17 protein-coding genes are annotated in these 24,839 nt (G+C 71.5%); 8 read left to right on the forward strand and 9 right to left on the reverse strand.

Going from position 1 to position 24,839, the window contains the following annotated elements; all coding sequences use genetic code 11:
• Both NON19_RS12480 and NON19_RS12485 read left to right on the forward strand, forming a co-directional pair.
• Positions 1-1,185: outer membrane protein assembly factor BamB family protein (locus tag NON19_RS12480; RefSeq protein WP_255927353.1), on the forward strand; the 1,185-nt coding region annotated here is incomplete at its 5' end.
• A gap of 171 nt (positions 1,186-1,356) precedes the next feature.
• The gene (locus NON19_RS12485) at positions 1,357-2,436 is read left to right on the forward strand and encodes a C40 family peptidase (protein WP_255927355.1); all 1,080 of its coding nucleotides are present in this window, start codon (positions 1,357-1,359) and stop codon (positions 2,434-2,436) included.
• Between the two features lie 26 nt (positions 2,437-2,462).
• Here NON19_RS12485 and NON19_RS12490 read toward each other — a convergent pair whose 3' ends face one another.
• Genes NON19_RS12490 through NON19_RS12510 form a run of 5 tightly spaced genes read right to left on the reverse strand, consistent with a single transcriptional unit; the run spans position 2,463 to position 7,944 of the window.
• Positions 2,463-3,695: a styrene monooxygenase/indole monooxygenase family protein gene (locus tag NON19_RS12490; protein ID WP_255927357.1), complete on the reverse strand. Its 1,233-nt coding sequence runs from the start codon at positions 3,693-3,695 to the stop codon at positions 2,463-2,465.
• A gap of 53 nt (positions 3,696-3,748) precedes the next feature.
• Entirely contained in the window at positions 3,749-4,384 is a 636-nt protein-coding gene (locus NON19_RS12495) for a GTP-binding protein (RefSeq protein WP_255927359.1), read from the reverse strand.
• A complete protein-coding gene (locus NON19_RS12500) occupies positions 4,365-4,763 on the reverse strand; it encodes a DUF742 domain-containing protein (RefSeq protein WP_255927361.1) in 399 nt (132 codons plus the stop codon). Before NON19_RS12500 ends, NON19_RS12495 begins: the two co-directional genes overlap by 20 nt.
• Complete coding sequence (locus NON19_RS12505) at positions 4,763-5,296, reverse strand: roadblock/LC7 domain-containing protein (RefSeq protein WP_255927363.1); 534 nt, start codon at positions 5,294-5,296, stop codon at positions 4,763-4,765. The genes NON19_RS12500 and NON19_RS12505 overlap by 1 nt, the downstream gene beginning before the upstream one ends.
• Positions 5,293-7,944, reverse strand: a complete 2,652-nt coding sequence (locus NON19_RS12510) for a nitrate- and nitrite sensing domain-containing protein (RefSeq protein WP_255927365.1) — start codon at positions 7,942-7,944, stop codon at positions 5,293-5,295. Before NON19_RS12510 ends, NON19_RS12505 begins: the two co-directional genes overlap by 4 nt.
• Positions 7,945-8,396: 452 nt before the next feature.
• On the opposite strand from NON19_RS12510, the gene NON19_RS12515 reads away from it, so the two are divergent.
• On the forward strand, positions 8,397-9,242 hold the full coding sequence (locus NON19_RS12515; protein WP_255927367.1) for a protein phosphatase 2C domain-containing protein: 846 nt from the start codon (positions 8,397-8,399) through the stop codon (positions 9,240-9,242).
• A 245-nt stretch (positions 9,243-9,487) separates the two neighbouring features.
• On the opposite strand, the gene NON19_RS12520 is transcribed toward NON19_RS12515, so the two are convergent.
• On the reverse strand, positions 9,488-9,973 hold the full coding sequence (locus NON19_RS12520) for a MarR family winged helix-turn-helix transcriptional regulator (protein ID WP_255927369.1): 486 nt from the start codon (positions 9,971-9,973) through the stop codon (positions 9,488-9,490).
• 174 nt (positions 9,974-10,147) lie between these two features.
• Here NON19_RS12520 and NON19_RS12525 point away from each other — a divergent pair, with 174 nt between their 5' ends.
• Positions 10,148-10,996 carry a lysozyme gene (locus NON19_RS12525; protein WP_255927371.1) on the forward strand — a complete coding sequence of 283 codons (849 nt, stop codon included), beginning with the start codon at positions 10,148-10,150 and terminating at the stop codon, positions 10,994-10,996.
• 60 nt (positions 10,997-11,056) lie between these two features.
• Here the strand turns inward: NON19_RS12525 and lon are convergent, their stop codons facing one another.
• A complete protein-coding gene (lon, locus tag NON19_RS12530) occupies positions 11,057-13,516 on the reverse strand; it encodes an endopeptidase La (RefSeq protein ID WP_255927373.1) in 2,460 nt (819 codons plus the stop codon).
• Between the two features lie 136 nt (positions 13,517-13,652).
• Here lon and NON19_RS12535 point away from each other — a divergent pair, with 136 nt between their 5' ends.
• The 4 genes from NON19_RS12535 to NON19_RS12550 all read left to right on the forward strand — a co-directional run bounded on the left by NON19_RS12535 (position 13,653) and on the right by NON19_RS12550 (position 20,397).
• Positions 13,653-14,339, forward strand: coding sequence for a spermine/spermidine synthase domain-containing protein (locus NON19_RS12535; RefSeq protein WP_255927375.1), 687 nt, complete (start codon positions 13,653-13,655; stop codon positions 14,337-14,339).
• 64 nt (positions 14,340-14,403) lie between these two features.
• A complete protein-coding gene (locus NON19_RS12540; protein WP_255927377.1) occupies positions 14,404-15,150 on the forward strand; it encodes a response regulator transcription factor in 747 nt (248 codons plus the stop codon).
• An 82-nt stretch (positions 15,151-15,232) separates the two neighbouring features.
• A complete protein-coding gene (locus NON19_RS12545; protein ID WP_255927378.1) occupies positions 15,233-16,330 on the forward strand; it encodes a sensor histidine kinase in 1,098 nt (365 codons plus the stop codon).
• Between the two features lie 260 nt (positions 16,331-16,590).
• A complete protein-coding gene (locus NON19_RS12550) occupies positions 16,591-20,397 on the forward strand; it encodes a multifunctional oxoglutarate decarboxylase/oxoglutarate dehydrogenase thiamine pyrophosphate-binding subunit/dihydrolipoyllysine-residue succinyltransferase subunit (RefSeq protein ID WP_255927380.1) in 3,807 nt (1,268 codons plus the stop codon).
• 66 nt (positions 20,398-20,463) lie between these two features.
• On the opposite strand, the gene fxsT is transcribed toward NON19_RS12550, so the two are convergent.
• Together fxsT and NON19_RS12560 are read right to left on the reverse strand one after the other, a co-directional pair.
• The gene (gene fxsT / locus NON19_RS12555; RefSeq protein ID WP_255927382.1) at positions 20,464-23,448 is read right to left on the reverse strand and encodes an FxSxx-COOH system tetratricopeptide repeat protein; all 2,985 of its coding nucleotides are present in this window, start codon (positions 23,446-23,448) and stop codon (positions 20,464-20,466) included.
• A gap of 23 nt (positions 23,449-23,471) precedes the next feature.
• The gene (locus NON19_RS12560; RefSeq protein WP_255927384.1) at positions 23,472-24,803 is read right to left on the reverse strand and encodes an FxsB family cyclophane-forming radical SAM/SPASM peptide maturase; all 1,332 of its coding nucleotides are present in this window, start codon (positions 24,801-24,803) and stop codon (positions 23,472-23,474) included.
• Positions 24,804-24,839 lie beyond the last annotated feature (36 nt).

Consider the following 24,839-nt stretch of genomic DNA (forward strand, 5'->3'; position numbering starts at 1 on the left):
GAGCCGTCGCGCCGGGCGATGGTGCTGGCGGCGGCGGGCTCGGTGGTGGGCGCCGCGCTCGCCGGGATCGTGGCCGCGCTGGTGCGCGGACGGCCGCCGACCGCGGCCGGGGTGGGCGCCAACCCGTCAAGCCCGTTGCCGCCGCTGCCGACCGGGACCCGGCCGCCCGGTGTCCCGCCGCACCCGCTGTGGACCTACGCCAAGGGGCCGCCCGGCGACGCACCGCCGCTGCCGGTGGACCAGCGCACGGTGGTGCTGACGGGGGCGGACGGCTCGCTGGCCGGGATCGACAGCGCGAGCGGCCAACGCCGTTGGCGCACCGCCGCGTTGGCCCACGCACAGGCCACCGGGGACGGGCTGGTCGCCGGACTGGACCAGGGCACCGGACCGCCGACGCTGGCCGCGCTCGACCCGGCGCACGGGCACCGGCGTTGGGCGTTGCCGGTGCCAGCGGGGTTCACGCCCATCGGTGACGCGGTCCTCGCCTCGGACACCGAGACCTGCTACCTGGCGGCCACCCAGCACACCGCCGCCTGGCTGTTCGCCTACGACCTGGCCACCCGCGCCCAGCGCTGGCGCACCCCGCTCCCCCGCGCCGACCGCACCGCCACCCCGCAGGCCGCCGTCGACCGGGCCCGGCTCCTGGTGGTCGACGGCGGATACCTCACCACGTACGACACCCGTGACGGCCACCAGTTGACCCGGACCCGGCTGGGCGGGCGGCGGGACGGCCGGCCGGCCGCGGACGGCACCCGGGCGTACGTGGCGACCGGTGCGGACGTGCTCGCCGTCGACCTGGGCACCGGACGGATCGCGTGGCGCGCCACCGACACTTCGCGCAGCGCCGGATACGGCGATCCGGCCGTGCTCGGCGGTGTCGCGTACGCCACCGAGCGGACCACCGGCCTGCTCGCGCTCGACGCCAACTCCGGGCGGCGGCTGTGGAGTTGTACCGCCCCGGTGCCATCGCTCACCGCCGACCCTCCGGTGCTCTACCGCGACCGGGCGTACGCGGCCACCGGCGACGACCGGGTCTGGGTCAGCGCGTTCGACCTCGACCGCCGCCGGGTCGCGTGGAGTTACCGGTCGCCTCGGCCGGGTGCGGGCCGCACGCAGATCGCCTTCGTGGCCGAGCGGTTGTTCGTACGCAAGGGAGATATCCTGCAAGCCCTGCCCATGGACTGACCCCCGTCGGCCGCTGCCCCCCGGGCGTGTGACCCGGAATCAAACCGTTGAGTGATGAAGCACGTCCGATTCGCACGTACGAATTCCGCTTTCTCGACGAAGGTATGACGAGTCATGACAGGATCGGACGCGCCCGACGAAAGGTGATTCGTTCACACCGGAGGTGATGGGATGTCCGTGGTCCACCGGCCCAGCAGGTGGGCGCGATCCGCGCTGTTTTGTGCCGGGATTGCCTTCTGCGCCACGCTCGCGCTGCCCGCCGTGCCCGCGACCGCCGCCCCACCGCCCGACGGCCCGGCCCAGGACTCCGCCCAGTCCCCGTCGATCACCGATCTGCTGACCCGCCTGCAGACCCTCTACCAGCAGGCGGAGCAGGCCACGGAGACATACAACGGCACCCAGGAGCGGCTCGACAAGGAGCGGGCGACCGTCGACACGTTGAACAAGCAGCTCGCGCGGCAGCGTTCGGCGGTGCAGACGGGCCTGGACACCGCGGGCGCGCTCGCCCGCAGGCAGTACCAGGACGGGGGCGTCTCCCCGTACCTGCGGCTGCTGCTCACCGACGACCCGGCGACCGCGCTGGGCCGGGCCCATGTGCTCAGCCAGGCGCTGGGCAGCCAGGCCGCGCTGGTCGGCCGGTTGCAGGACGGGGAGCGCAAGCTGGACGACCTGACCGCCAAGGCGAAGGCCTCGCTCGACGCGGTGCACCAACTCGCCGACCAGCAGCGCAAGGAGCGCGACGACGTCAACGCGAGGCTGGGCGATGTGGAGAAGCTGATCTCCTCACTGACCGGTGCGCAGCTCGACCAGGTGCGGCAGTTGGAGCAGCAGGGGATCGACCAGGCGCAGCAGGCACTGCTCGCCTCCGGTGCGCTCGGCGCCGACAACCTGTCGGCCTCCGCGCTCGGGCGCCGGGCCGTCAGTTACGGGTACGCGCAGTTGGGCAAGCCGTATGTGTGGGGCGCGCAGGGACCGAACGCGTTCGACTGCTCCGGGCTCACCTCACAGGCGTGGGCGCACGCCGGGCGGCCGATTCCGCGCACCAGCCAGGAGCAGTGGGCGCACCTGCGCCATGTGCCCCTGAACGCGCTGCGGCCCGGGGACCTGATCGTCTACTTCTCGCACGCCACGCATGTGGCGCTGTACGTGGGCAAGGGGACGGTGATCCAGGCGCCCCATCCCGGTGGGGTGGTCAAACTGACGCCCATCGCGGCGAACCCGATCCTCGGGGCGGTCCGGCCGGACGCGTAGCGTCCGGCCGGTCGCCGTGTTCGGGGTTACCCGCTGACGCTGGCCAGGTACGCCGCGGCCAGCTCCGGGTCGAAGAACCAGTTCTCGAAGTCGGCCGGGTTGTCGAAGCCGTTGGCGAACCGGTTGGCCACCGGCGGAAGTTGGCCCGCCGCGCCGATCAGGTTCAGCACGTGCTCGGGCGGCGGTGCCAGCATCGCGTTGGTCCACTTGGTGACGTGCTGGGCGTACTCCCAGTAGCGGTCGAAGGTGGTCTGCATCCAGTCGCGGTCGAACGGCTTCTCACCGTGCTCGACGATGCTGTCCAGGTACGAGGCCGCGCACTTGGCGGCGTTGTTCGAGCCCTGCCCGGTGATCGGGTCGTTGGCCACGACCACGTCGGCGACACCCAGCACCAGCCCGCCGGACGGCAGTTCACCGATCGGGTTGCGCACCGTGGGCGCGTACCGCCCGGCCAACGTGCCGCCCGCGTCGGTGAGTTCGACACCGCGCGCCCGCTCGTACTCCCACGGCACGAAGCGCTCCATCAGCTCAAGGGTGAGCCGCAGGTGCTCCTGCGGGTCCTTGACGCCCTCGAAGACGTCCAGCGGGCCGCCGGGGATGCCCTCCCAGAACAGGATGTCGGCGGGTCCGGAGGTGGTCAGCGTCGGCATGATGAACATCTCGCCCACGCCCGGCACCAGGTTGCACCGCACCGCGTGGTAGTCCGGGTGCTCGGGGCGCGGGCCGAGACCGTTCACATAGGAGACGGCCAGCGCGCGCTGCGGCTTGTCGTAGGGGGAGCGGGAAGCGTCCCGACCGAACATCGACACCAACTCGCCCTTGCCCGCGGCCACCAGCACCAGGTCGTAGCGCCGGGCGAAGTAGTCGAGGTCGGAGACCGCCGCGCCGTGGACGACCAACTGGCCGCCGCGCTGGGCGAACGCCTCCATCCAGCCAGCCATCTTCACCCGCTGGTCGACCGACTGGGCGTAGCCCTCCAGCCGCCCCACCCAGTCGATCGGACGCGAGCCGTCCGGACCGGCGACGGAGACGCCGAGCCCCTCGATGCGCGGGGCCTGGCTCTCCCAGAAGTTCAACTCCAGGTCGCGCTCGTGCTGCAGCGCGGTGGTGAACATGCACTGGGTGGACATCACCCTTCCGCCGCGGATCTCCTCCGCGGTGCGGTTGGTCATCAACGTGACCTCGTAACCGCGGGCCTGTAGGCCGAGGGCCAGTTGCAGGCCGGACTGTCCGGCTCCGACGATGAGTATCTTGCGCATCGCGAATTCCTCGCACATTAGGGGGGTCCGGGGGGAGAGCCCCCGAATATCAACTACTCCGGCAGCACTGTCAACGCGTGGCCGCACAGCGCGACCAGCGCCTCGACCACCGAGTCGCGCACCCGCGCGTCACAGACGACCACCGGGATCTGCGCCGGTACGGACAGTGCGTCGCGGACGTCCTCCGCGTCGTACTCGGGCGATCCCTCGAAGTGGTTCACCGCGACCACGAACGGGAGTCCACAGGTCTCGAAGTAGTCCAGGGCGGGGAAGCAGTCGGCCAGCCGCCGGGTGTCGGCCAGCACGATGCCGCCGATGGCGCCGCGGGCCAGGTCGTCCCACATGAACCAGAAGCGCTGCTGGCCCGGTGTGCCGAACAGGTAGAGCACCAGCTCCTGATCGAGGGTGATCCGGCCGAAGTCCATGGCGACCGTGGTCGTGGTCTTCTCCGGCGTGCCCGCCAGGTCGTCGACGTCCTCGCTGGCCCTGGTCATCAGGGCCTCGGTGGTGAGGGGGGTGATCTCGGAGACCGACGAGACGAAGGTTGTCTTGCCCACGCCGAAACCGCCCGCGATGACGATCTTGGCGCTTGAGGGGGCCCGGCTGGTGTCCTTCTGCCAGTCCTGAATGCCCTCTTCCGCTTCCGGCAGCGGATACGGCTCGGCCGCCTCAGAGCTTGCGAAGTCCACTGAGCACCCTTTCCACCAACGCGCGGTTGGGCTGCACCGGTCCCTGTCCGGCGCCGTAGACACGGATCTTCCCCTGGTCCGCCAGATCGCTGAGCAGCACCCGGACCACGCCGAGCGGAATGCGCAGCAGCGCGGAGATCTCGGCCACCGACCGCATCCTGCGGCACAGTTCGACGATGGCCCGCAGCTCCGGCATCACCGCGGTGGCGATCCCGCCCGAGGTCAACTCCGGCCGCTCCTCGGGTCCGTCGATGGTGGCGACGAAGGTCTCCACCAGCAGGACGTGGCCGAAGCGGGTCCGTCCGCCGGTCAGTGTGTACGGGCGGACCCGGGAGGGTTTGCGGTCCGCACCGCGGATCGGTAGCGGGGACGCGGGCATCACTGCTCGCTTTCGGTCGGGGTGACCGCCGGTGCGGCGGCACGGGCCTTGCTGAGCTCGACGCGCAGCTCAGGGGTGAGGACATGTCCGGCACGGCCGACGAACAGCGCCATGTGGTACGCGACCACGCTCATGTCGCACTCGGGTGAGGCGTGCACGCCCAGCAGCGAGCCGTCACTGATCGCCATCACGAACAGGCAGCCGTTCTCCATCGCGACCACCGACTGCTTGACCTGACCGGCGTTCATCAGCCGGGCCGCGCCGTCGGTGAGCGAGGCCAGCCCGGAGACCACGGTCGCCAGGTCACCGGAGGCCTTCGCCGGTCCCGAACCGGGTTCCCGAAGCGGTGCTTCGGCGCCGACGACGGTCTCGCCGTCCGCGTCGGAGGAGCACAGCAGCAGACCGTCGGAGGAGATGACGGCGACCGAGCGGATGCCCGGCACCTCCTCGACCAGGTTGCCCAGCAGCCACTGGAGGCTGCGCGCCTCATGGCTGAGCGAACTGGTGCTGGTTCCGGTACTCGACTGGTTCACCCGCGTGCCTCCTCGGAGGGTTCCCCGTGTTGTGACTGCCGGTGCTTTTGTGACTGCCGCTGCTGCGGTTGCTGCTGGTGGTGCCGGGCGGCGGTGGGCGGCAGCGGCAGCTCCACGGTGCCGGTGGCCTCGGCCTCGGCGTCCTGCCGTCCCTGGCGCAGCCCCTGTGCGAAGCCTCCGAGGCGCCGCCGCAGAGCCTCGGCGTCGACCGGTGCGTTGCGCGGGCGGTTGGCGGGCTCACCGCTGAGTCCGCTGGCCCTGGGCACCCGCTTGGGCAGCCCCTTCTCCGTCAAACTGCCGGGTTCCGAGGCGGTTTGCTCGGTTTCCTCCGGTTGCCCGGCCTCTTCGGTACGGGAGTGCCCGGGGCGGGCGGTGGGGCCGTCCTCGGCCGCGGGGGTACGGGTGTGCTCGTCCGGCTCGGGGGCGCGGCGCGGCGCCGGGGCCGCGGCCGACACGGCCTTGGCGCTGGCGGCCGGTACCGATGCCCGGGGCCGGTCGGCGTCGGGCTTCGGCGCGACATACGCCTCCTGCGGCGGCGCCACGCTCTCCGCGGGGCGGACGATGAGCGTGCGCGGCAGCACCACGACCGCGGTGACCCCGCCCTGCTTCTGCTCGCGGAGCTGGACGCGGATGCCGTGCCGTCCGGCCAGCCGGGCCACCACGTACAGGCCGAGCCCTGCGGTGGCGTGCGACTCGTGCGGGTGCGGGTCGGCGAGGAGTTGGTTCAGCTCGGTCAGCCGGTCGTGCGGGATGCCGATACCGGCGTCCTCGATCGACAGCATCGCCTCGCCGTTCTCCAACAGCCAGCCGGTGACCTGGACATCGGCGTGCGGCGGGGAGAACGCGGTGGCGTTCTCCAGCAGTTCGGCGACCAGGTGGGCGGTGTCGTCGGCGGCGAAACCGGCGACCTGGGCGCGCGGCAGGAACGGGATCCGCACCCGCTCGTAGCGCTCCACCTCCGAGACACCGGCGCGCACCACGTCCAGCAACGGCACCGGCTTGGCCAGCGCGCCGCCGGATGTCTCGGCACCGGCCAGCACCAGCAGGCTCTCGCTGTTGCGGCGCATCCGGGTGGCCAGGTGGTCCAGCCGGAACAGGGTCTTCAGCTCGTCGGGGTCGTGCTCGCGGTCCTCAAGGCCCTCGATCAGGGCGAGCTGCCGCTCGATCAGCGCGAGGGTGCGCAGGCTGAGGTTGATGAAGGTGGCGTGCGGAACGCCGCGCAACGACTCGATCCGGTCAAGGAGTTCGTCCCGCTCGGCGAGCAACGCCCTGTGCTGTTCACGCAGTTCGACTTGGCCCCGGCGCAGCTCATCGCGCTCCGCGGCCACCTTCTGGCGTTCGCCGACCAGCCGCAGGCGTTCCTTCTCCTGCTGGGCGGTCTCGGTGCGCAGCCGCGCGGTGTCCTCGGCGAGCCGTTCCACGGCCAGCGCGACGGCGGCGAACTCGTCCCGGCTGCCGGTGGGCACCGGCGGCTGCGGGTCGCCCGCGTAGCGGCGCAGCGCGGCCAGCGGCCGGGTGACGGAACGGGTGGTACGGACGCCGATGCCGGCCGCCAGCGCCGCGCACAGGCCCACCAGGGTGGCCCGCAGCTCCAGCGCGGTCACATCGTCGTCGCGCAGCTTGGTGAGCCTGGTGGTGTCGGCGCCCGCCAGTGAGGCCTGGACGGCACGCATCCGGTCGATCCGGGCGGCCAGGGCGGAGTCCACGTCGGCCGTCCTGAGCCGGTTGTCCGACTCGCTCAGGTACGACTTGGCGGTCAGCCGCCGCAGATACGACTCGGCGGTCGCCACATCGGTGCCGGTGACGGTCTGCGCGTACTGGGTCTGGGCCGGGGTGGTCGCGGTGGCGGCGAAGGCGGCCAGCGCCGACTGCTCGCCCAGCCGCGCCTGCTGGGCCTCGGTGACCAGCGGCTGGGAGGTGCCGCCCGCGGTGAGCGCGGCGACCAGCAGGCCGTGTTCCGCCGAGGCGAGGTCGACGGCCTGGGCGAGCGCCGGTCCGGCGCTGGTGTCGGCGGCGGAGGCCCGGCCGGGCAGGGCGCGGGCCAGGGCGGCGCTCACCCCGTCGAGGGCGTCGATCAGCGGGCTGTAGGCGTCGAAGGCGTCCTTGGCGGTGCCCGGGCCGGACAGCGCGGCCTGCCGGATGTGCCCGAGGCCCGTCAGTGCGGAGCGGGCCGTCTGGACGGTACGGGCGAGGTCGGGCGAGCCGCCGCTGTCCAGGGCGGCGGCCTGCTGGGTCACGTCGGTGACCTGCCGGTCGACGCGGGCGCGCTCGTCCTCGCTGACGCCGCGGCCGAGATCGTCGCTGCCACCAGAGGCAGTGCCGCGGCGCGAAGCGCCTCCGTTGAGGGTGGTGGTGGGCGACGGGCGGGCGGTAGTGCGGCCCGCGGCCACATACGCGGTCATGTCGTCGCGCTCGTCGGCGAGCGAGTGGGCGAGGGCTACCGCCGAGGTGTTCAGCTCGGTCAGCCGCAGTAGGCGTTGCGACTCGGAGAGGTTGCCGATCGCGGTGGCCAGCCCCGGGGCTCCGGCGGCCAGCACCGCGAGGACGGAGACCAACAGGGCGCCGAGCAGCCGCTGGCGCACCCTGCGCCTTGGGGGCGCGGGGGGTGCGGTCTCGCTCTGGTCCGCGACCGCGGGTTGCGTGCGCACCGCAGCGCGCCCTCTCCTCGTTGTCCGCACCGGTTCTCGCATTCCTGTCTCGTACGTCGGTACGGCTGTGGGCACAGCCGGAGTGACGCCAAATCAGTTGGGCATCCGACGCCTGGGCCGAGCCGTATGGCCGTCCCGTGGCGTTTTCCCCCGATGCGTTGTGGTGGTCACGGCGGAGTTCGTCGCGTTCAACGCGCTCTTCACACGTCGCGTGGAGCGCGCCCCCCGGACTCGTGCCGTGCCATCCCGAAGGAGTGAACAACAACCGGAAGTTGACCTTCAACTCCTGGCGGGAGCCCACACCCGTTCTTCACGGGCGGCGGTTTGGTGAAGCCGGTGGGGTCCTGGAAAGATGCCCACCCTCAATCGCGGTGGCCCGCCGTCCGCCCTCGCCACGGTCGGCGCCGGTCCGGCTCGGCACCGTTCGAACGGCGGTCAGGCAGACTTGCGGCATGCGCGTCGAGACCGCCACGGAGCCCGGTGACCCGGAACGTCCCAACGAGGACTTCGTCGCCGTTGCCCTGCCCGCCTCCGGGCAGGGTGGAGTGCTGGTGCTGCTGGACGGCGTGACACCGCATCCGGAAGGCACCGGCTGTGTGCACGGCGTGCCGTGGTTCGTGGCACGGCTCGGTGGGGCGCTGCTCGAACTGTCCGGTTCGCAACGGGATATGACGCTGCGGGACTGCCTCGGGGAGGCGATCGCGCGTACCGCGCGGCAGCACGCGGAAGGCTGTGAGCTTTCTCACCCGCACACGCCACAGGCAACCGTCGTGGCGGTTCGGTGGAATCGGGACGTCGTCGAGCATCTGGTGCTTTCCGACTCGGTGTTGCTCATCGAGGACACAACGGGCGTGGTCCAGGCGGTCGTTGACGACCGCCTGGACCGGCTGCCTGAGCCGGTGCCCGCACTGCGGGCGGCGGTGCGGGCGCTGCCGCGTGGTTCGGCGGAGCGGGCGGGAGCACGTGCGCGGTATGTCCGGGCGGTGGAGGCGTTGCGCAACGCCGAGGGCGGTTTCTTCACCGCCGCGGCGGATCCGTCGGTCCGCGCACGCGCGGTGTGCGGCTCGACGCCCCGCGCCCGGGTACGGGCGGTGGCCGCCCTGACGGACGGGGCGAGCCGCCTGGTGGAGGTCTTCCACGACCACGACTGGTCAGGCGCTTTCGCCCTCCTGCGCAAGGAGGGTCCGCGGTCCCTCATCACCCGCGTTCGCGCCGCGGAGTCGGCGGATCCGCGGGGGGAAGCCTTCCCCCGCGGCAAGCGGCACGACGACGCGACAGCCATCCTGGCGGAGCTGTGAGCGGCTTTCGATTCGGCCGGTTCGACACCGCCGGACTCCACCGTCGTGGTCGCGGCACCGTCGCGGCGGTTTTTCTTGGGGGCCAGCCCCCAAACCCCCGCTGGCGCGCCAGGGCCGGGGGCGCCGGGGGCTTGCCCCCGGTTATTCGCCCCGCCGCGACGGCGAGCAACCACCACGGCGGAGACCGGCGGTCCAAACCATCCGCAACCCGCCGGGACAACATCACGCCACCCGCCGGGAGCACATCACCCAACCCCGCCGGGAGGGCATCGGTCCTCGGGAGCGTTGATCGCGTTGAGCGCCTCCAGGAGGCGGGCGAGTTCCGTGACATCGCGGCGGGGCCACGCCGAAAGGCGGCGCCGGTACCGTGCGCGCCGGGCGTCGCGAACCCGGGTGAACCTGCTGTGCCCCTCCTCCGTGAGCCGGACGAGGAACGCCCGGCCGTCCGCCGGATCCTGCTCCCTGCTGACCAGCCCCAACTGCTCCAGCGCCCGAAGCTGCCGACTCATCGTCGCCTTGCCGACCCCGAAGTACGCGGCGAGGTCGGTGGCCCGCTCCGGACCCGCCTCCTCAAGCCGTACCAGCAACCCGTACGCCGCGGGTTCCAGCTCCGGGTGGACCGCCCGGGCCATCTCGCCGGACGAGGCGCGGGCGCGCCGGTAGAAGACGGTGATCTCCCGCTCCAACGCCTCAAGGTCCCGATCCCCTTCGGGATACTCCTCATTCCGCACGTCAGCGCCCTCTCACCCTTCCCCGGGGGCGGAAACTCCGTTTCAGCACCCGCCATCGCCGCAGCTCCTTCAGTATTTCGCAGGATTAGACCAACGGCAGTGGCCGGCTCCCCTTCCACCCCACCGTTCTACGCGCGTACGGTCACCATGTCATGGCCATAACAGGGAGGGAACATGTCCCCTGCCGACAGCCCCCTGGTCCCCCACCCCCACGGACACCGCGCCGTCCTGACGGCGCTGACCGCCCTGCTCACCCTCCTGCTCGCGTTACCCGGCACCGCGTTCGCCGCCCCGGGCCGCGACCACATCACCCACCCCGAACTCGACTGGATGGGCTCGACCGTGCTCGCCCACGAGGGCGGCACCCCCGCCAACCGACCCGTCTTCCCCCTGGTCATACAGACCCCCGGGATGGACGTCAGCGCCTACCAGGGCGACGTCGACTGGACCGCCGCCCGCGCCGACGGCGGCCGGTTCGCCTATGTCAAGGCCACCGAGAGCACCACGTACACCAACCCCTACTTCGCCCAGCAGTACAACGGCTCGTACCACGTGGGCATGATCCGCGGGGCGTACCACTTCGCGACGCCCGACACCTCGGGCGGCGCCGCCCAGGCCGACTACTTCGTCAGCCACGGTGGCGGCTGGTCGGCCGACGGGAGGACGCTGCCGCCCGCGCTGGACATCGAGTACAACCCTTACGGCGCCAACTGCTACGGCCTGAGCCCGTCGGCGATGGCCCGGTGGATCGCCGACTTCGGCAACACCGTGCACCGCCGCACCGGCCGCTACCCGGTGATCTACACCACCGCCCAGTGGTGGAACGAGTGCACCGGCGGCAGCACCGCGTCCGCCGCGAGCGACCCGTTGTGGACCGCCCGCTACACCTCCACCCCGGGCGCGCTGCCGTCCGGCTGGAGCCACCAGACCTTCTGGCAGTACGCCGACTCCGGCGCACTGCCCGGGGACCAGGACTACTTCAACGGCGCGTACAGCCGCCTGCTGGCGCTCGCCGACGGATGAACCGCCTTGCGGCGAGGCCGCCCCACCCCGTGCGGGCGAAGCGGCCTCGCCGTCCGGGGCCTAGGCGGCGACCGGAACCGCGCGGTCCGCGGCGGGCTCCAGGGCCAGGGCGAGCACCTGGCGGACATCGGCGACCGTGTGCACGTCCAGCTTCTCCAGCACCTCGCTGGGCACGTCGTCCAGATCGGCCTCGTTCCGCTTCGGGATGATCACCGTCGTCACCCCGGCCCGGTGCGCGGCCAGCAGCTTCTGCTTGACGCCGCCGATCGGCAGCACCCGCCCGGTCAACGACACCTCACCGGTCATCGCCACGTCCTCGCGCACCCGGCGCCCGGACAGCAGCGAGGCCAGTGCCGTGGTCATCGTCACACCCGCGCTCGGCCCGTCCTTGGGCACCGCGCCCGCCGGAACGTGCAGGTGTACCCCGCGGTCCTTCAAGTCGCCGACCGGAAGCTCCAGTTCGGCGCCGTGCGAGCGCAGGAAGGACAGCGCGATCTGCGCCGACTCCTTCATCACGTCGCCGAGTTGGCCGGTGAGCGTCAGCCCGGTGCCGCCGGTCTCCGCGTCCGCCAGCGACGCCTCGACGTACAGCACGTCGCCGCCCGCGCCGGTCACCGCCAGGCCGGTGGCCACCCCGGGGACCGCGGTGCGCCGCTCGTCCGGGTCCTGCGCGGACTCCGGGACGTGGTGCGGGCGGCCGATCAGCCGCCGCAGGTCGTCGGGGCCGACGGTGACCGGGAGTTCGCTCTCGCCCAGTTCGTGCCGCGCGGCGACCTTGCGCAGGATCCGGGCGATCGCCCGCTCCAGGTTCCGCACCCCCGCCTCGCGGGTGTACTCACCCGCGAGCCTGCGCAGCGCCGCGTCCTCGACGGTGACCTCGTCGGCGGCCAGGCCCGCGCGCTCCAACTGCCGTGGCAGCAGGTGGTCGCGGCCGATGGTGACCTTCTCGTCCTCGGTGTAGCCGTCGAGTTGGACCAGCTCCATCCGGTCCAGCAGCGGCTGCGGAATGGCTTCCAGCACGTTGGCGGTGGCCAGGAACACCACGTCGGACAGGTCGAGTTCGACCTCCAGGTAATGGTCCCGGAACGTGTGGTTCTGCGCCGGGTCGAGCACTTCGAGCAGTGCGGCGGCGGGGTCGCCCCGGTAGTCGGAGCCGACCTTGTCCACCTCGTCCAGCAGCACCACCGGGTTCATCGACCCGGCCTCCTTGATGGCCCGCACGATCCGGCCGGGCAGCGCGCCGACGTAGGTGCGCCGGTGTCCGCGGATCTCCGCCTCGTCCCGCACCCCGCCGAGCGCGACCCGGACGAACTTGCGGCCCATGGCCCGCGCCACCGACTCGCCCAGCGAGGTCTTGCCGACGCCGGGCGGGCCGACCAGTGCCAGCACCGCGCCCCCGCGCCGCCCGCCGACCACACCGAGGCCCCGGTCGGCACGCCGCTTGCGCACCGCCAGGTACTCCGTGATCCGTTCCTTCACGTCCTCCAGGCCCGCGTGGTCGGCGTCCAGCACCGCGCGTGCGGAGGCGATGTCGTAGGCGTCCTGCGTGGTGGTGTTCCACGGCAGTTCCAAAACGGTGTCCAGCCAGGTGCGGATCCAACTGCCCTCGGGGGACTGGTCGGAGGAGCGCTCCAGCTTGTCGACCTCCTTCAGCGCGGCCTCGCGGACCTTGTCCGGCAGGTCGGCGGCCTCGACCCGGGCCCGATAGTCGTCCGACTCGTTGTCGGGGTCGCCGTTGAGCTGGGCGAGTTCCTTGCGCACGGCGTCCAGTTGGCGGCGCAGCAGGAACTCGCGCTGCTGCTTGTCCATGCCCTCCTGGACGTCCTTGCGGATCGTCTCGGCGACGTCTTGCTCGGCGAGGTGGTCGCGCAGCCAGCCGATCGCCAGCCGCAGCCGCTCCACCGGGTCGACGGTCTCCAGCAGCTTGATGCGTTGCTCGCCGGTGAGGAACGGTGAGTAGCCGGAGTTGTCGGCGAGTTGGGAGACGTCCTCGATCTGCTGGACGCGGTCCACGATCTGCCAGGCGCCGCGCTTGCGCAGCCAACTGGTGGCCAGCGCCTTGTACTCCCTGACCAGTTCGGCGACGGCGCCCGGTGCCTCGGTCGGCTCGGGCTCGGTGACCTCGGTGCCCTCGACCCACAGGGCCGCGCCCGGGCCGGTGGTCCCAGCGCCGATGCGCACCCGGCGCAGGCCGCGGATGACCGCGCCCGGGTCGCCGTCGGCGAGCCGTCCGACCTGCTCGACGGCGCCGAGGGTGCCCACCGCCGCGTACCGGCCGTCCACCCGCGGCACCAGCAGGACGCGGGGCTTGCGGGCGGCGGAGCCGGAGCGGATGCCGGGAACATGGGCCGCCTCGGGCCGGTTGCTCTCCACTGCCCGCGCCGCCTCCACGGCGGCTCGCACCTCGCCGTCGCTCAGGTCGAGCGGTACGACCATGCCGGGCAGCACGACCGCGTCGTCCAGCGGCAGCACGGGCAGGGTGAGCGGGGAGTATGAAGTCCCGTCAGACTCTTCAGCCATGATCTCTCCCTTGGCAGTCAAGTTGAGCTGTACCGACTCAATGCTTTTGAGGGCACCATTGTTCCCACGCTTCTCGCGGGTGTGTTCGCTGTGAGCGATCGGCGACCCACCGACCGATCATGCGAGCCTGGACGGCATGGACAACGCGACCGATGCGGCGACCGTGGTCGACCGCCGGGAGGGGCCCTACGGCGAGGTCGTACTCCGCAGGCGACTGGTCCAGCGGACCGAGCGGTACGAGATCATCGAGAACGGCTGCTTCCTGATGGACACCTCCGACGGCCGCTCCGAACGGCTGCTGGTCCAGGCGCCGCTGCGAACGCTGGACGGCACGGGGCTGTCCGTGCTCATCGGCGGCCTGGGCGTCGGCTTCTCGCTCGCCGAGGCGGCGGCCGAGCCGCGGTGGGGGGCCATCACGGTGGTGGAGCGGGAGCGGGCGGTCATCGACTGGCACCGCGACGGTCCACTCGGCCGCTTCTCGGCGCACGCGCTGGACGATCCACGGGTCACCGTCGTCGCGGGCGACCTGGTGTCCCACCTGGGTGAGGCGGACGTCACGTACGACGCGCTCTGCCTGGACATCGACAACGGCCCCGACTGGACCGTCACCGACTCCAACGACTCGCTGTACTCCCCGGCGGGCCTTGCCGGTTGCCGGGCGCGGCTGAGCCCCGGCGGGGTGCTCGCGGTGTGGTCCGCGCAACCCTCGCTGCGGTTCGAGGAGGCGTTGCGCGGCGCTGGCTTCGAACAGGTCCAGACCATTACTGTCCCGGTTGCCCGAGGTGTCCCGGATGTGGTCCACCTCGGGGTACGGCCCGCGTAGCCGCAGGCCATCCGCGCCCTTTACGCTGCTTGCCAAGCAGCGCGACCAAGTGGGGGCGGGCCCGATGGACAACACACAGACGACTACGGCGAACGGCGGGGCCGGAACATCCCTCCCTGGCACCCAGCGCCGGGTACTGGTCGTCGAGGACGACCCGACGATCGCCGAAGCGATCGCGGCCCGACTGCGCGCCGAGGGCTTCCAGGTGCACACCGCGGGCGACGGCCCGGCCGCGGTGGACACCGCCCACGCCTGGCAGCCCGACCTGCTGGTGCTCGATGTGATGCTGCCCGGGTACGACGGCCTGGAGGTCTGCCGCCGGGTCCAGGCGCAACGGCCGGTTCCGGTGCTGATGCTCACCGCTCGGGACGACGAGACCGACATGCTGGTCGGGCTCGGGGTCGGCGCCGACGACTACATGACCAAGCCGTTCTCCATGCGGGAGCTGGCCGCCCGGGTGCACGTCCTGCTCAGACGGGTGGAGCGGGCCACGGCCGCCGCGCGCAGCCCGCGCGGCGGAACGTTGCAGCTGGGCGATCTGGCCATCGACCACGCCCAGCGCCGGGTACGGGTGCGGGGGGACGACGTCCACCTCACCCCGACCGAGTTCGACCTGCTGGCCTGCCTGGCGCAGACGCCGCGCGCCGTGCTCTCCCGCGAGCAGCTACTGGCGGAGGTGTGGGACTGGGCGGACGCTTCCGGCACCCGGACCGTGGACAGTCACATCAAGGCGCTGCGGCGCAAGATCGGTGCGGAGCGGATCCGTACGGTGCACGGGGTGGGGTACGCGCTGGAGACACCTGCCCCGTGAGGGTTGTGCCCACCCGCCAGCCCGTTCCGTTGTGCCCACCCGTTCCGCCCCGCGGAACGACTGCCCACAACGAGGGGAAGTCATGACGCGTTCGCGGTGGCAGCGGATATGGGAGGCGTTGCGGCCCGTCGATCCGTTCCGGTCGATCAAGGCGGCGCTCGGCCTGTTGGTGATCAGCTCGGTCTTCCTGACCACGCTGCTGGTCTTGGTGGCCATCCACTCGGAGACCGAGCTGCGGGTGATCACCATCTTCTCCATCATCACCTCGATGCTGCTGATGCAGTTCGTCTCGCATGGCCTGACCTCGCCGCTGCGTGAGATGACCGCGGTCGCCCGTGCCATGGCCCAGGGCGACTACAGCCGCCGGGTGCGCACCGGCCGACGGGACGAACTGGGCGAGCTGGCCGTCACCTTCAACAGCATGGCCGCCGACCTGGAGGCCGCCGACCGGCACCGCAAGGAGCTGGTGGCCAACGTCTCCCACGAACTGCGCACCCCGATCTCGGGCCTGCGCGCCCTGCTGGAGAACGTGGTGGACGGCGTCTGCGAGGCCGACCCGGAGACCATGCGGGCCGCGCTCAAGCAGACCGAGCGGCTCGGCCGTCTGGTGGCCGACCTGCTGGACCTGTCCCGGCTGGACAGCGGCGTGGTGCCGCTGGACGCCCGCACGTTCGAGGTGTGGCCGTACCTTTCCGGGGTGCTGAAGGCGGCGAGCATCAAGCCGGGCGTGGCGCTGGCGTCCCCGTCGCACTCCCGCTCGCGCGGTGACGTCCATCTGCACCTCGATGTCTCCCCGCCCGAGCTGACCGCGTACGCCGACGCCGAGCGGCTGCACCAGGTGGTCTCCAACCTGATCGACAACGCCGTCCGGCACAGCCCGCCCAGCGGCCGGGTCACCGTGCGCGCCCGGCGCGGGGCCTACCCCGAGAGCCTGGAGCTGGAGGTGCTAGACGAGGGTCCCGGCATCCCGGAGTCGCAGCGCTCGAAGGTCTTCGAGCGGTTCAGCCGGGGCAGCGTCCCCGCCCCGCACGGTTCGGGCAGTGACGGCGGCACCGGACTCGGGCTGGCCATCGCGCGCTGGGCGGTGGAGCTGCACGGTGGCCGGATCCGGGTGGCCGAATCCCCTCGCGGCTGCCGCATCCACCTCACTCTTCCGGGTAAGGGTCAAGCACTGGATTGACGTACGGCCTCGAACAGGAGCAGCACGGGCGAGCAGGAAACCGCAGGCCGCAGGCTGAATCGACGCCTCCGCGCGGACACGGGCCGCACGTGGGCGCCCAAAAGAATGCCGATTTCCCGCCAAAGCCAGCCGTCAAACCAGCTTTTCGATGTGACGTACATGACGACTGCCCCTCGTAACCTGCGCGTACCCGCCCGGTAGGCGTAGCCTTTATTTCCGCTGTCCACCACCTTGTGAAGCGGAAGAGGGCGGTTGCCGCCGTGTCGTCACAGTCCCCCAACACATCGAGCGTCTCGACCGACTCTGATGGGCAGGGCAAGAACCCTGCATCCGGATTCGGTCCGAACGAGTGGCTCGTCGATGAGATCTACCAGCAGTACCTCCAGGACCCGAACTCGGTAGACCGAGCCTGGTGGGACTTCTTCGCGGACTACAAGCCGGGCACGGACACCGGCTCGGCGGTCGCCACTCCGCCGCCGACCGGCACGGCCGCCCCCGCGGCCCCCGCCCCCGCCCCGGCCGCGCCGTCGACGCCGCCCGCGCCCGCCCAGCAGGCCGCCCCGGCTCCGGCTGCCCCCGCACAGCAGCCGGCCCCGGTCGCGCCCGCCGCGAAGCCCGCGCCCGCCGCCCCGGCCGCGCCGAAGCCCGCCGCCGCGGCGCCGAAGCCCAAGGCCAAGGCGGAGACCGAGGCACCGGCCGGACCCGAGTACGTCACGCTGCGCGGCCCGTCCGCCGCCGTCGCCAAGAACATGAACGCCAGCCTTGAGCTGCCGACGGCGACCAGCGTCCGGGCGGTCCCGGTCAAGCTGCTGTTCGACAACCGCATCGTCATCAACAACCACCTCAAGCGCGCCCGCGGCGGCAAGGTGTCGTTCACCCACATCATCGGCTACGCGATGGTGCAGGCGATGAAGACGATGCCGTCCATGAACTACTCGTTCATGGAGAAGGACGGCAAGCCGACCCTGGTCAAGCCCGCGCACGTCAACCTGGGCCTGGCGATCGACCTGGTCAAGCCGAACGGCGAGCGCCAGCTGGTGGTCGCGGCGATCAAGAAGGCCGAGACGCTGAACTTCTTCGAGTTCTGGCAGGCCTACGAGGACATCGTCCGCCGCGCCCGCGCGAACAAGCTGACGATGGACGACTTCACCGGTGTCACCTGCTCGCTGACCAACCCGGGCGGCATCGGCACCGTGCACTCCGTGCCGCGGCTGATGAACGGCCAGTCCATGATCATGGGCGTCGGCTCGATGGACTACCCGGCCGAGTTCCAGGGCACCTCCCAGGAGACCCTCAACCGCCTGGGCGTCTCCAAGGTCATGACGCTGACCAGCACCTATGACCACCGGGTGATCCAGGGTGCCGCGTCCGGCGAGTTCCTGCGGGTGATGCACCAGCTGCTGCTGGGCGAGGACGAGTTCTACGACAAGATCTTCGAGTCGCTGCGCATCCCCTACGAGCCGGTCCGCTGGCGCCAGGACATCGACACCGCGCACGACGACGACGTCACCAAGGCCGCCCGGGTCTTCGAGCTGATCCACTCCTACCGGGTGCGCGGCCATGTCATGGCCGACACCGACCCGCTGGAGTACAAGCAGCGCAAGCACCCCGACCTGGACATCATCGAGCACGGCCTGACCCTGTGGGACCTGGAGCGCGAGTTCGCGGTCGGCGGTTTCGCGGGCAAGTCGATGATGAAGCTGCGCGACATCCTCGGTGTGCTGCGCGACTCGTACTGCCGCACCGTCGGCATCGAGTTCATGCACATCCAGGACCCCAAGCAGCGCAAGTGGATCCAGGACCGGGTCGAGCGTCCGCACACCAAGCCGGAGCGCGAGGAGCAGCTGCGCATCCTGCGCCGCCTCAACGCCGCCGAGGCGTTCGAGACCTTCCTGCAGACCAAGTACGTCGGCCAGAAGCGCTTCTCGCTGGAGGGCGGCGAGTCCGTCATCCCGCTGCTCGACGCCGTCCTCGACTCGGCGGCCGAGTCCCGGCTGGACGAGGTCGTCATCGGCATGGCGCACCGCGGCCGCCTCAACGTGCTGGCCAACATCGTCGGCAAGTCCTACGCGCAGATCTTCCGGGAGTTCGAGGGCAACCTCGACCCGAAGTCGATGCACGGCTCCGGCGACGTGAAGTACCACCTGGGTGCCGAGGGGGTCTTCACCGGCCTGGACGGCGAGCAGATCAAGGTCTCGCTGGCCGCCAACCCCTCGCACCTGGAGACCGTCGACCCGGTGGTCGAGGGCATCGCCCGGGCCAAGCAGGACCTGATCGGCAAGGCGGGCACCGACTTCACCGTGCTGCCGGTCCAGTTGCACGGCGACGCGGCCTTCGCGGGCCAGGGCGTGGTGGCCGAGACGCTCAACATGTCGCAGCTGCGCGGCTACCGCACCGGCGGCACCGTGCACATCGTGATCAACAACCAGGTGGGCTTCACCGCTCCCCCGGCGTCCTCGCGCTCGTCGATGTACTGCACCGACGTGGCCCGGATGATCGAGGCGCCGATCTTCCACGTCAACGGTGACGACCCGGAGGCCGTCGTCCGCGTCGCGCGGCTGGCCTTCGAGTTCCGTCAGGCGTTCAACAAGGACGTCGTCATCGACCTGGTCTGCTACCGCCGCCGGGGCCACAACGAGGCCGACAACCCCTCGTTCACCCAGCCGCAGATGTACGACCTGATCGACAAGAAGCGCTCGGTGCGCAAGCTCTACACCGAGTCGCTGATCGGCCGGGGCGACATCACCCTGGAAGAGGCCGAGCAGGCGCTGCAGGACTACCAGGGCCAGCTGGAGAAGGTCTTCACCGAGGTCCGCGAGGCCGCCGCCGCACCGGCCGCCGAGGCCGAGGTCCCGGCCGCGCTGCCGGAGTTCCCGGTCAAGCTGGACACCGCGATCTCCCAGGAGGTCGTCAAGCGGATCGCCGAGTCGCAGGTCAACCTGCCCGAGCACGTCACCGTCCACCCGCGGCTGCTGCCGCAGTTGCAGCGCCGGGCGGCCAGTGTCGAGGACGGCACGATCGACTGGGCGATGGGCGAGACCCTGGCGTTCGGTTCGCTGTTGATGGAGGGCACCCCGGTCCGCCTGGCGGGCCAGGACTCCCGGCGCGGCACCTTCGGCCAGCGGCACGCGGTGCTGGTGGACCGGGAGACCGGCGAGGACTACACCCCGCTGCTCTACCTGTCCGAGGACCAGGCGCGGTTCATGGTCTACGACTCGCTGCTGAGCGAGTACGCGGCGATGGGCTTCGAGTACGGCTACTCGCTGGCCCGGCCCAACGCGCTGGTGCTGTGGGAGGCGCAGTTCGGTGACTTCGCCAACGGCGCGCAGAACGTGGTCGACGAGTACATCTCGGCCTCCGAGCAGAAGTGGGGCCAGACCTCCGGCGTCACCCTGCTGCTGCCGCACGGCTACGAGGGCCAGGGCCCGGACCACTCCTCGGCCCGTATCGAGCGCTACCTCCAGCTGTGCGCGCAGAACAACATGACGGTCGCCATGCCGACGCTGCCGTCGAACTACTTCCACCTGCTGCGCTGGCAGGTGCACAACCCGCACCACAAGCCACTGATCGTCTTCACCCCGAAGTCGATGCTCCGGCTGAAGGCGGCCAGCTCGAAGGTGGAGGAGTTCACCACCGGCGGCTTCCGCCCGGTGATCGGCGACGACGCGGTGGACCCGGACAAGGTGCGCAAGGTCGTCTTCTGCTCCGGCAAGGTCTACTACGACCTGCTGGCCGAGCGGACCAGCCGCAAGGCGGAGGACGTCGCGCTGATCCGCATCGAGCGGCTGTACCCGCTGCCCGGTGAGGAGATCCAGGCCGCGCTGGCGCCGTTCACCAAGGCGCAGAAGTTCGTGTGGGCCCAGGAGGAGCCGGCGAACCAGGGTGCCTGGCCGTTCATCGCGCTCAACCTGATCGACCACCTGGACCTGGTGCTGGGCGCCGCCCCGGACAACGCGGACCGGCTGCGCCGGGTCTCGCGCCCGACCTCCTCCGCCCCGGCGGTCGGCTCCGCCAAGCGGCACCAGGCCGAGCAGGCTCAGCTGGTGAACGAGGTCTTCGAGATCTGACGCCTCCCGCTCGGGAGTCGAATCCCCGCCCATCCGCCCCTTTCGGGGCGGATGGGCGGGGATTTCTCAGTTCGGCTGGGGCTCGAAGTCCCAGTATGGGCGCTCTCGGCGCCGTACGGACATGGTGTGGGGGTGCTGCGCCCCCAGGGTGTCGGAGAGTTGCTGAAGCGCCTCGCCCTCCAGCTTGGCGGCCTGCTGGGTGCGCCGCAGCGCCCGCAGATCGTCCGCGAGCGCCGCCTTGCAGGACAGCGTGAGCGGATGGGTGTCCCCCAGCGCCGCCTTGGCCCGCTCCACGTTCTCCTGGCTCACCCGCAGCGCACCCTCCTCGTCCCCGGCGAGGTTGCGGGCGCCGGAGGTGTTGAGCGCACAGCCCAGCGTCCAGGGGTGGTTCTGGCCGACGGCCGCGGCCATGTCGTGCCAGGAGCGCTCCGCGTTCGCCAGCGCGTCCTCCCGTTCGCCGTACTCCCACAGCACCAGGCCGACGTTGCCCAACGTGCCGATCGCGTACGGGTGGTCCTCGCCCACCAGGCCCCGGTACCGTTCCGCCACGCCGGTGGCCAGCTCGCGGGCCTGGTCCAGATCGCCGTGCGAACGCAGCAGCGTCGCGTAGTCGGCCTGCGCGATCAGGGTGTCCGGGTGGCGCGGCCCCTGCGTCTGCTGGAAGCGCTCCACCACGCTGCGCATCAGCGCCTCGGCCGCCGGTACCGAACCGGTACGCCGCATGCACAGCGCCAGGTTGAGCTCGGCGCGCATGGTCTGCGGGTGGAACGGGTCCATCACCTGCCGGTGCAGCCGTACGTTCTGCTCCTGCCGGGACATCGCCTCCGCGTACCGGCCGAGCAGCCGCAGCATCCAGGCGTACTGCAGCCCGGAGTGCAGGGTGAGGTGGTGGCGCGGGTGCAACAGCCGTTCCCTGATGCGCAGGTTGACCGCGTGCAGGTCCAGTGCCTCCTGGTAGCGGCCGAGCAGTCCCAGCGCCAACGCCAGGTTGCCGCGGTCCTGTTGGGTGCGCGGCGCCTCCTCGCCCAGCAGCCGGGTGTAGACCTCCACCGAGGCCGCGTACAGTGCTCTGGCCTCCTCGTAGGAGCCGAGCGCCATCATGCTGCCGCCCAGGCTGTTCTGCGCCCACAGCAGCTCCGGATCACCGGGCTCGCGCACCGCGGACAGCTCGTCCACCACCGCCCGGCCCAGCGCCTCCGCCTCCCGGTAACGACCGCAGCGGCGCAGCATGTTGGCGTGCATCCGGACCAACTCCAGCAGCGCCGGGTCGTACTGCGGCAGTGCGCCGCGCCAGCGGGCGACGGTCAGCTCGCACAGCCGCAGCGCGATGCTGTTCTCACCGCGCAGCTTGAGGTAGTTGAGGCAGTTGAGGATGAGCTGGCGGACGTCGGACTCGGTGCTCTCCAGCGCGCCGGACGTCTCCAGGTGCGGGATCAGCTCGGCGTAACGCGCCCACTCCCGGGTGTCGCCGGGGCTGCGCGGGTCGGCTCCGGCGAGCACCCGGCAGGCGGTGGCGGACAGTTCGTCACGTTCGGTCTCGGACAGGTTGCTGAGCAGGAAGCCGTGGTAGAGCCGGTGCATCTGCACGGTGTCCACCACCGGGTCCTGCTCGGGGGTCTCCACGTAGTCCATCCGCACCGCGGTGGACTCCGACAGCCTGCGCAGCGCGGTGTGCCAGCGGATCTGGTCGGCGGCCAGCGCGGCGAGGTGCTCGGGCAGGTCGGAGGGGCGGGCGGTCTGGATCAGCCGTACCGGGATGGCGTCGGGGGCGAAGAACGCGAACAGTTGGAGCAGTTCGGTGGCCTCCGGGCTGCGCTCGGCGAGCGTGTTGAGCGTTATCGACCAGCTGGTCTGGAAGCCCATCGAGTAGTCGGGGGAGATCCGGATGGCGATCTGACTGGGGCTGCCCCGGCGGATCAGTTCGATGTAGTCCTTGGCGGCCATCGGGTTGGTGGACAGCCAGGCCGAGGTCTGTGCCAGCAGCAGCGGCAGGTCCTCGACGGCCTCGGCGAGTTGGTCGGCCTCCTCGACGGTGAGCCGTTCGGCGCGGCGGCGCGCGTAGGCGATGGACTCCACGCGTTCGAAGGGCCGGACCTCGATCTCGGAGACCGTTCCGGTGGCCGCCCAGTCCTGGGTGAGGGTGGTGAGCAGTACGTGTCCGTTGCCCTCCGGCAGCAGGTCCTCGATCTGCTCCATGTCGTCGGCGCTGTCGAAGACCACCAGCCACTTGCGGAACGGCCGACCGGTGCGCAGCGCTTCCTGTACGGCGCGGATGCGGTCGCCGAGTTCGGTGCCGGTCTCCAGGCCGAGCCGCGGTGCCAGCGCGGCGAACTGCTCACGGGCGGTGGCCCGGAACCCGGCGCTCACCCACCACACGATGTCGTAGTCGTTGCTGAACCGGTGCGCGTACTCGGCGGCGATCTGCGACTTGCCGACTCCGGAGATGCCGCGCAGCGAGCAGCGGGCGCCACCCCGGCCGCCCGCGGCGAACCGCTCGTGCAGCGTCTCCAGCGCGGCGTCCCGGCCGGTGAAGCGGACGTTGCGGCGCGGCAGGCTCCACACCGCGGGCGGGTCGTTGGGGAACCGCGGCGCCGCCGGGTCGGCCTCGCCGTCCTGGGCCGCCCGGTCGCCGTCCAGGCCGAGCCGCCGCATGATCCTGCGGTGCGCCTCGCGCGCGTCCAGGTCGCGCAGGTCGACGGGGCTGAGCGGGGCGGCGGTGGGCGGCAGCGCCCGGGTGGCGACACTGACCGCGGCGAACCGGTCGACGTTGGGCGGTACGACGGTGTGCAGCGCCTCGGTCCACTCGGCGTCGGTGCGCGGGCCGAGCGAGAAGTACCAGTCGTCCAGCACCAGCAGCACCCGTCCCGGTGCGGTCAGCAGGTTGCCCAGGGCCTCGGTGAGCGGCATCTCCACCGGTGGGTCCCAGCGCAGCATCGCGGTGCCGTGGCCCTGCCGTTCGAGCCGGTGCGCGATCCAGGCCGCCCACGGCCGGTTGAACCCCGCGTAGCTGATGGTGAAGTGCTGGGGGCCGCCCTGCGTGCGCTCGGCCATACGACCGTCTCCCTCTGCCGCTCTTACCGCCTCGTCCTACTGGTTCTTCCCTGGAGAGCCCCCCAGTCTTCTCCCGAGGCGGACCCAGGACCCCGCTGTGGTGACTCCCTGTCAGGAAGAGTAACCGAGTTGTGGTACGTGAGCGCCGTATCGAGCCGATGCGCGATGTGCCGGATGAGATGCTCCAGGTCGGCGCAGTACACCGACGGTTGACGGAAGCCGCTGCCCTCCAGGTACCGGTGGGTGTAGTTGCCACCGCCGCACACCCGTACCACCGGACAGCCGCGGCAGACGGCGCCGAGGGCGTCGATGCCGAGTTGCCGGGCGGCCACCCCGGGGTGGTCGAGCGCCTGGTCGAAGGTGTTGCGGAAGACGTCCAGGCCGGTCGCCGGGGCGTGTTCGTAGGCGGTCTTGAGCGAGTCGACCTGCTCGATCGCGCCGTCGGTGTCCACCACCAGCGCGGCGCTCGGTGACAGGCCGACCGACTCGGTGCGGCTCGGCAGCCCCAGCAGCAGCGCGATGATCTCGCTGAACAGCCGTACCCGCGGCCCGGGTTCGCCGTCCCACCACAGGTCGAAGACGGTGGCCAGCCACTGCCCGTACGGCACCTCACGGGCGCCGCGCGCCGCCCACGGCGCGCGGTGCGGTAACCCCGGTGGCGGAGCGGTCCAGTTGGCGTGCGGCAGCAGCAGGTCGAGGCTGGGCGGGCGCAGCGCGGCCAGCGAGTGGTAGACCAGCGCGGGGTCGGCGGCCAGGTCGATGGTGCACAGCAGCCCGGCGTAGCCGTCCGGCCGGGCGGCGAGCAGCCGGGCGGCGCGGGAGGCGGCGGGCCACGAGGGCCGCCCGGCGTGGTCGGTGCGGCGGGAGTTGAGCGCGGCCGTGCCGCCGTCCAGGCTGAGCCCGACCCGGATCCCGGCGGCGGCCAGCCGGTCCAGGGTGGCGGCGGTGAGCAGGGTGCCGTTGGTCTGCACGGTGATGTGCGCGCCGCGGCCCTCGGGCAGCTCCGCGCGCACCGCGGCGGCGTACTCCAGCACCGCTTCGGGGCCGTTCATCAGGGGTTCGCCGCCGTGCAGGTCGACCCGGACCTCTCGCAGTCCGTGCCGGTCCACGTGCTCGGCGATGCGCTGCGCGGTGCGGCGCATGGTGGCGGTCGCGGCGCGTGCCGGACGGCCTCGCCAACTGCGGTCGCGGCCCTGGTAGATGTAGCAGTAGGTGCAGGCCAGATTGCACCGGCTGTGCACCTTGAGCACGAACTGCCGCAACGGGACCGGCCTTCTGCCCGCCGCACGCAGTGCCGGGACATCGAGTGCGGTGAGGGGCCAGGGGGCGAACGCTGATCCTTCGACCTCACTCATGAAACCTGCATGGCCGCAAAGGAGTTGGCGCAAACA

The sequence above is a fragment of the Streptantibioticus rubrisoli genome (assembly GCF_024436055.1).
Taxonomy (GTDB): Bacteria; Actinomycetota; Actinomycetes; order Streptomycetales; family Streptomycetaceae; genus Streptantibioticus_A; species Streptantibioticus_A rubrisoli.

Coding starts and splice junctions, on each gene's coding strand:
- NON19_RS12485 (WP_255927355.1), top strand. CDS start 1,357: ATGTCCGTGGTCCACCGGCCCAGCAGGTGGGCGCGATCCGCGCTGTTT.
- NON19_RS12490 (WP_255927357.1), bottom strand. CDS start 3,695: ATGCGCAAGATACTCATCGTCGGAGCCGGACAGTCCGGCCTGCAACTG.
- NON19_RS12500 (WP_255927361.1), bottom strand. CDS start 4,763: ATGCCCGCGTCCCCGCTACCGATCCGCGGTGCGGACCGCAAACCCTCC.
- NON19_RS12515 (WP_255927367.1), top strand. CDS start 8,397: ATGCGCGTCGAGACCGCCACGGAGCCCGGTGACCCGGAACGTCCCAAC.
- NON19_RS12525 (WP_255927371.1), top strand. CDS start 10,148: ATGTCCCCTGCCGACAGCCCCCTGGTCCCCCACCCCCACGGACACCGC.
- lon (WP_255927373.1), bottom strand. CDS start 13,516: ATGGCTGAAGAGTCTGACGGGACTTCATACTCCCCGCTCACCCTGCCC.
- NON19_RS12535 (WP_255927375.1), top strand. CDS start 13,653: ATGGACAACGCGACCGATGCGGCGACCGTGGTCGACCGCCGGGAGGGG.
- NON19_RS12540 (WP_255927377.1), top strand. CDS start 14,404: ATGGACAACACACAGACGACTACGGCGAACGGCGGGGCCGGAACATCC.
- NON19_RS12545 (WP_255927378.1), top strand. CDS start 15,233: ATGACGCGTTCGCGGTGGCAGCGGATATGGGAGGCGTTGCGGCCCGTC.
- fxsT (WP_255927382.1), bottom strand. CDS start 23,448: ATGGCCGAGCGCACGCAGGGCGGCCCCCAGCACTTCACCATCAGCTAC.
- NON19_RS12560 (WP_255927384.1), bottom strand. CDS start 24,803: ATGAGTGAGGTCGAAGGATCAGCGTTCGCCCCCTGGCCCCTCACCGCA.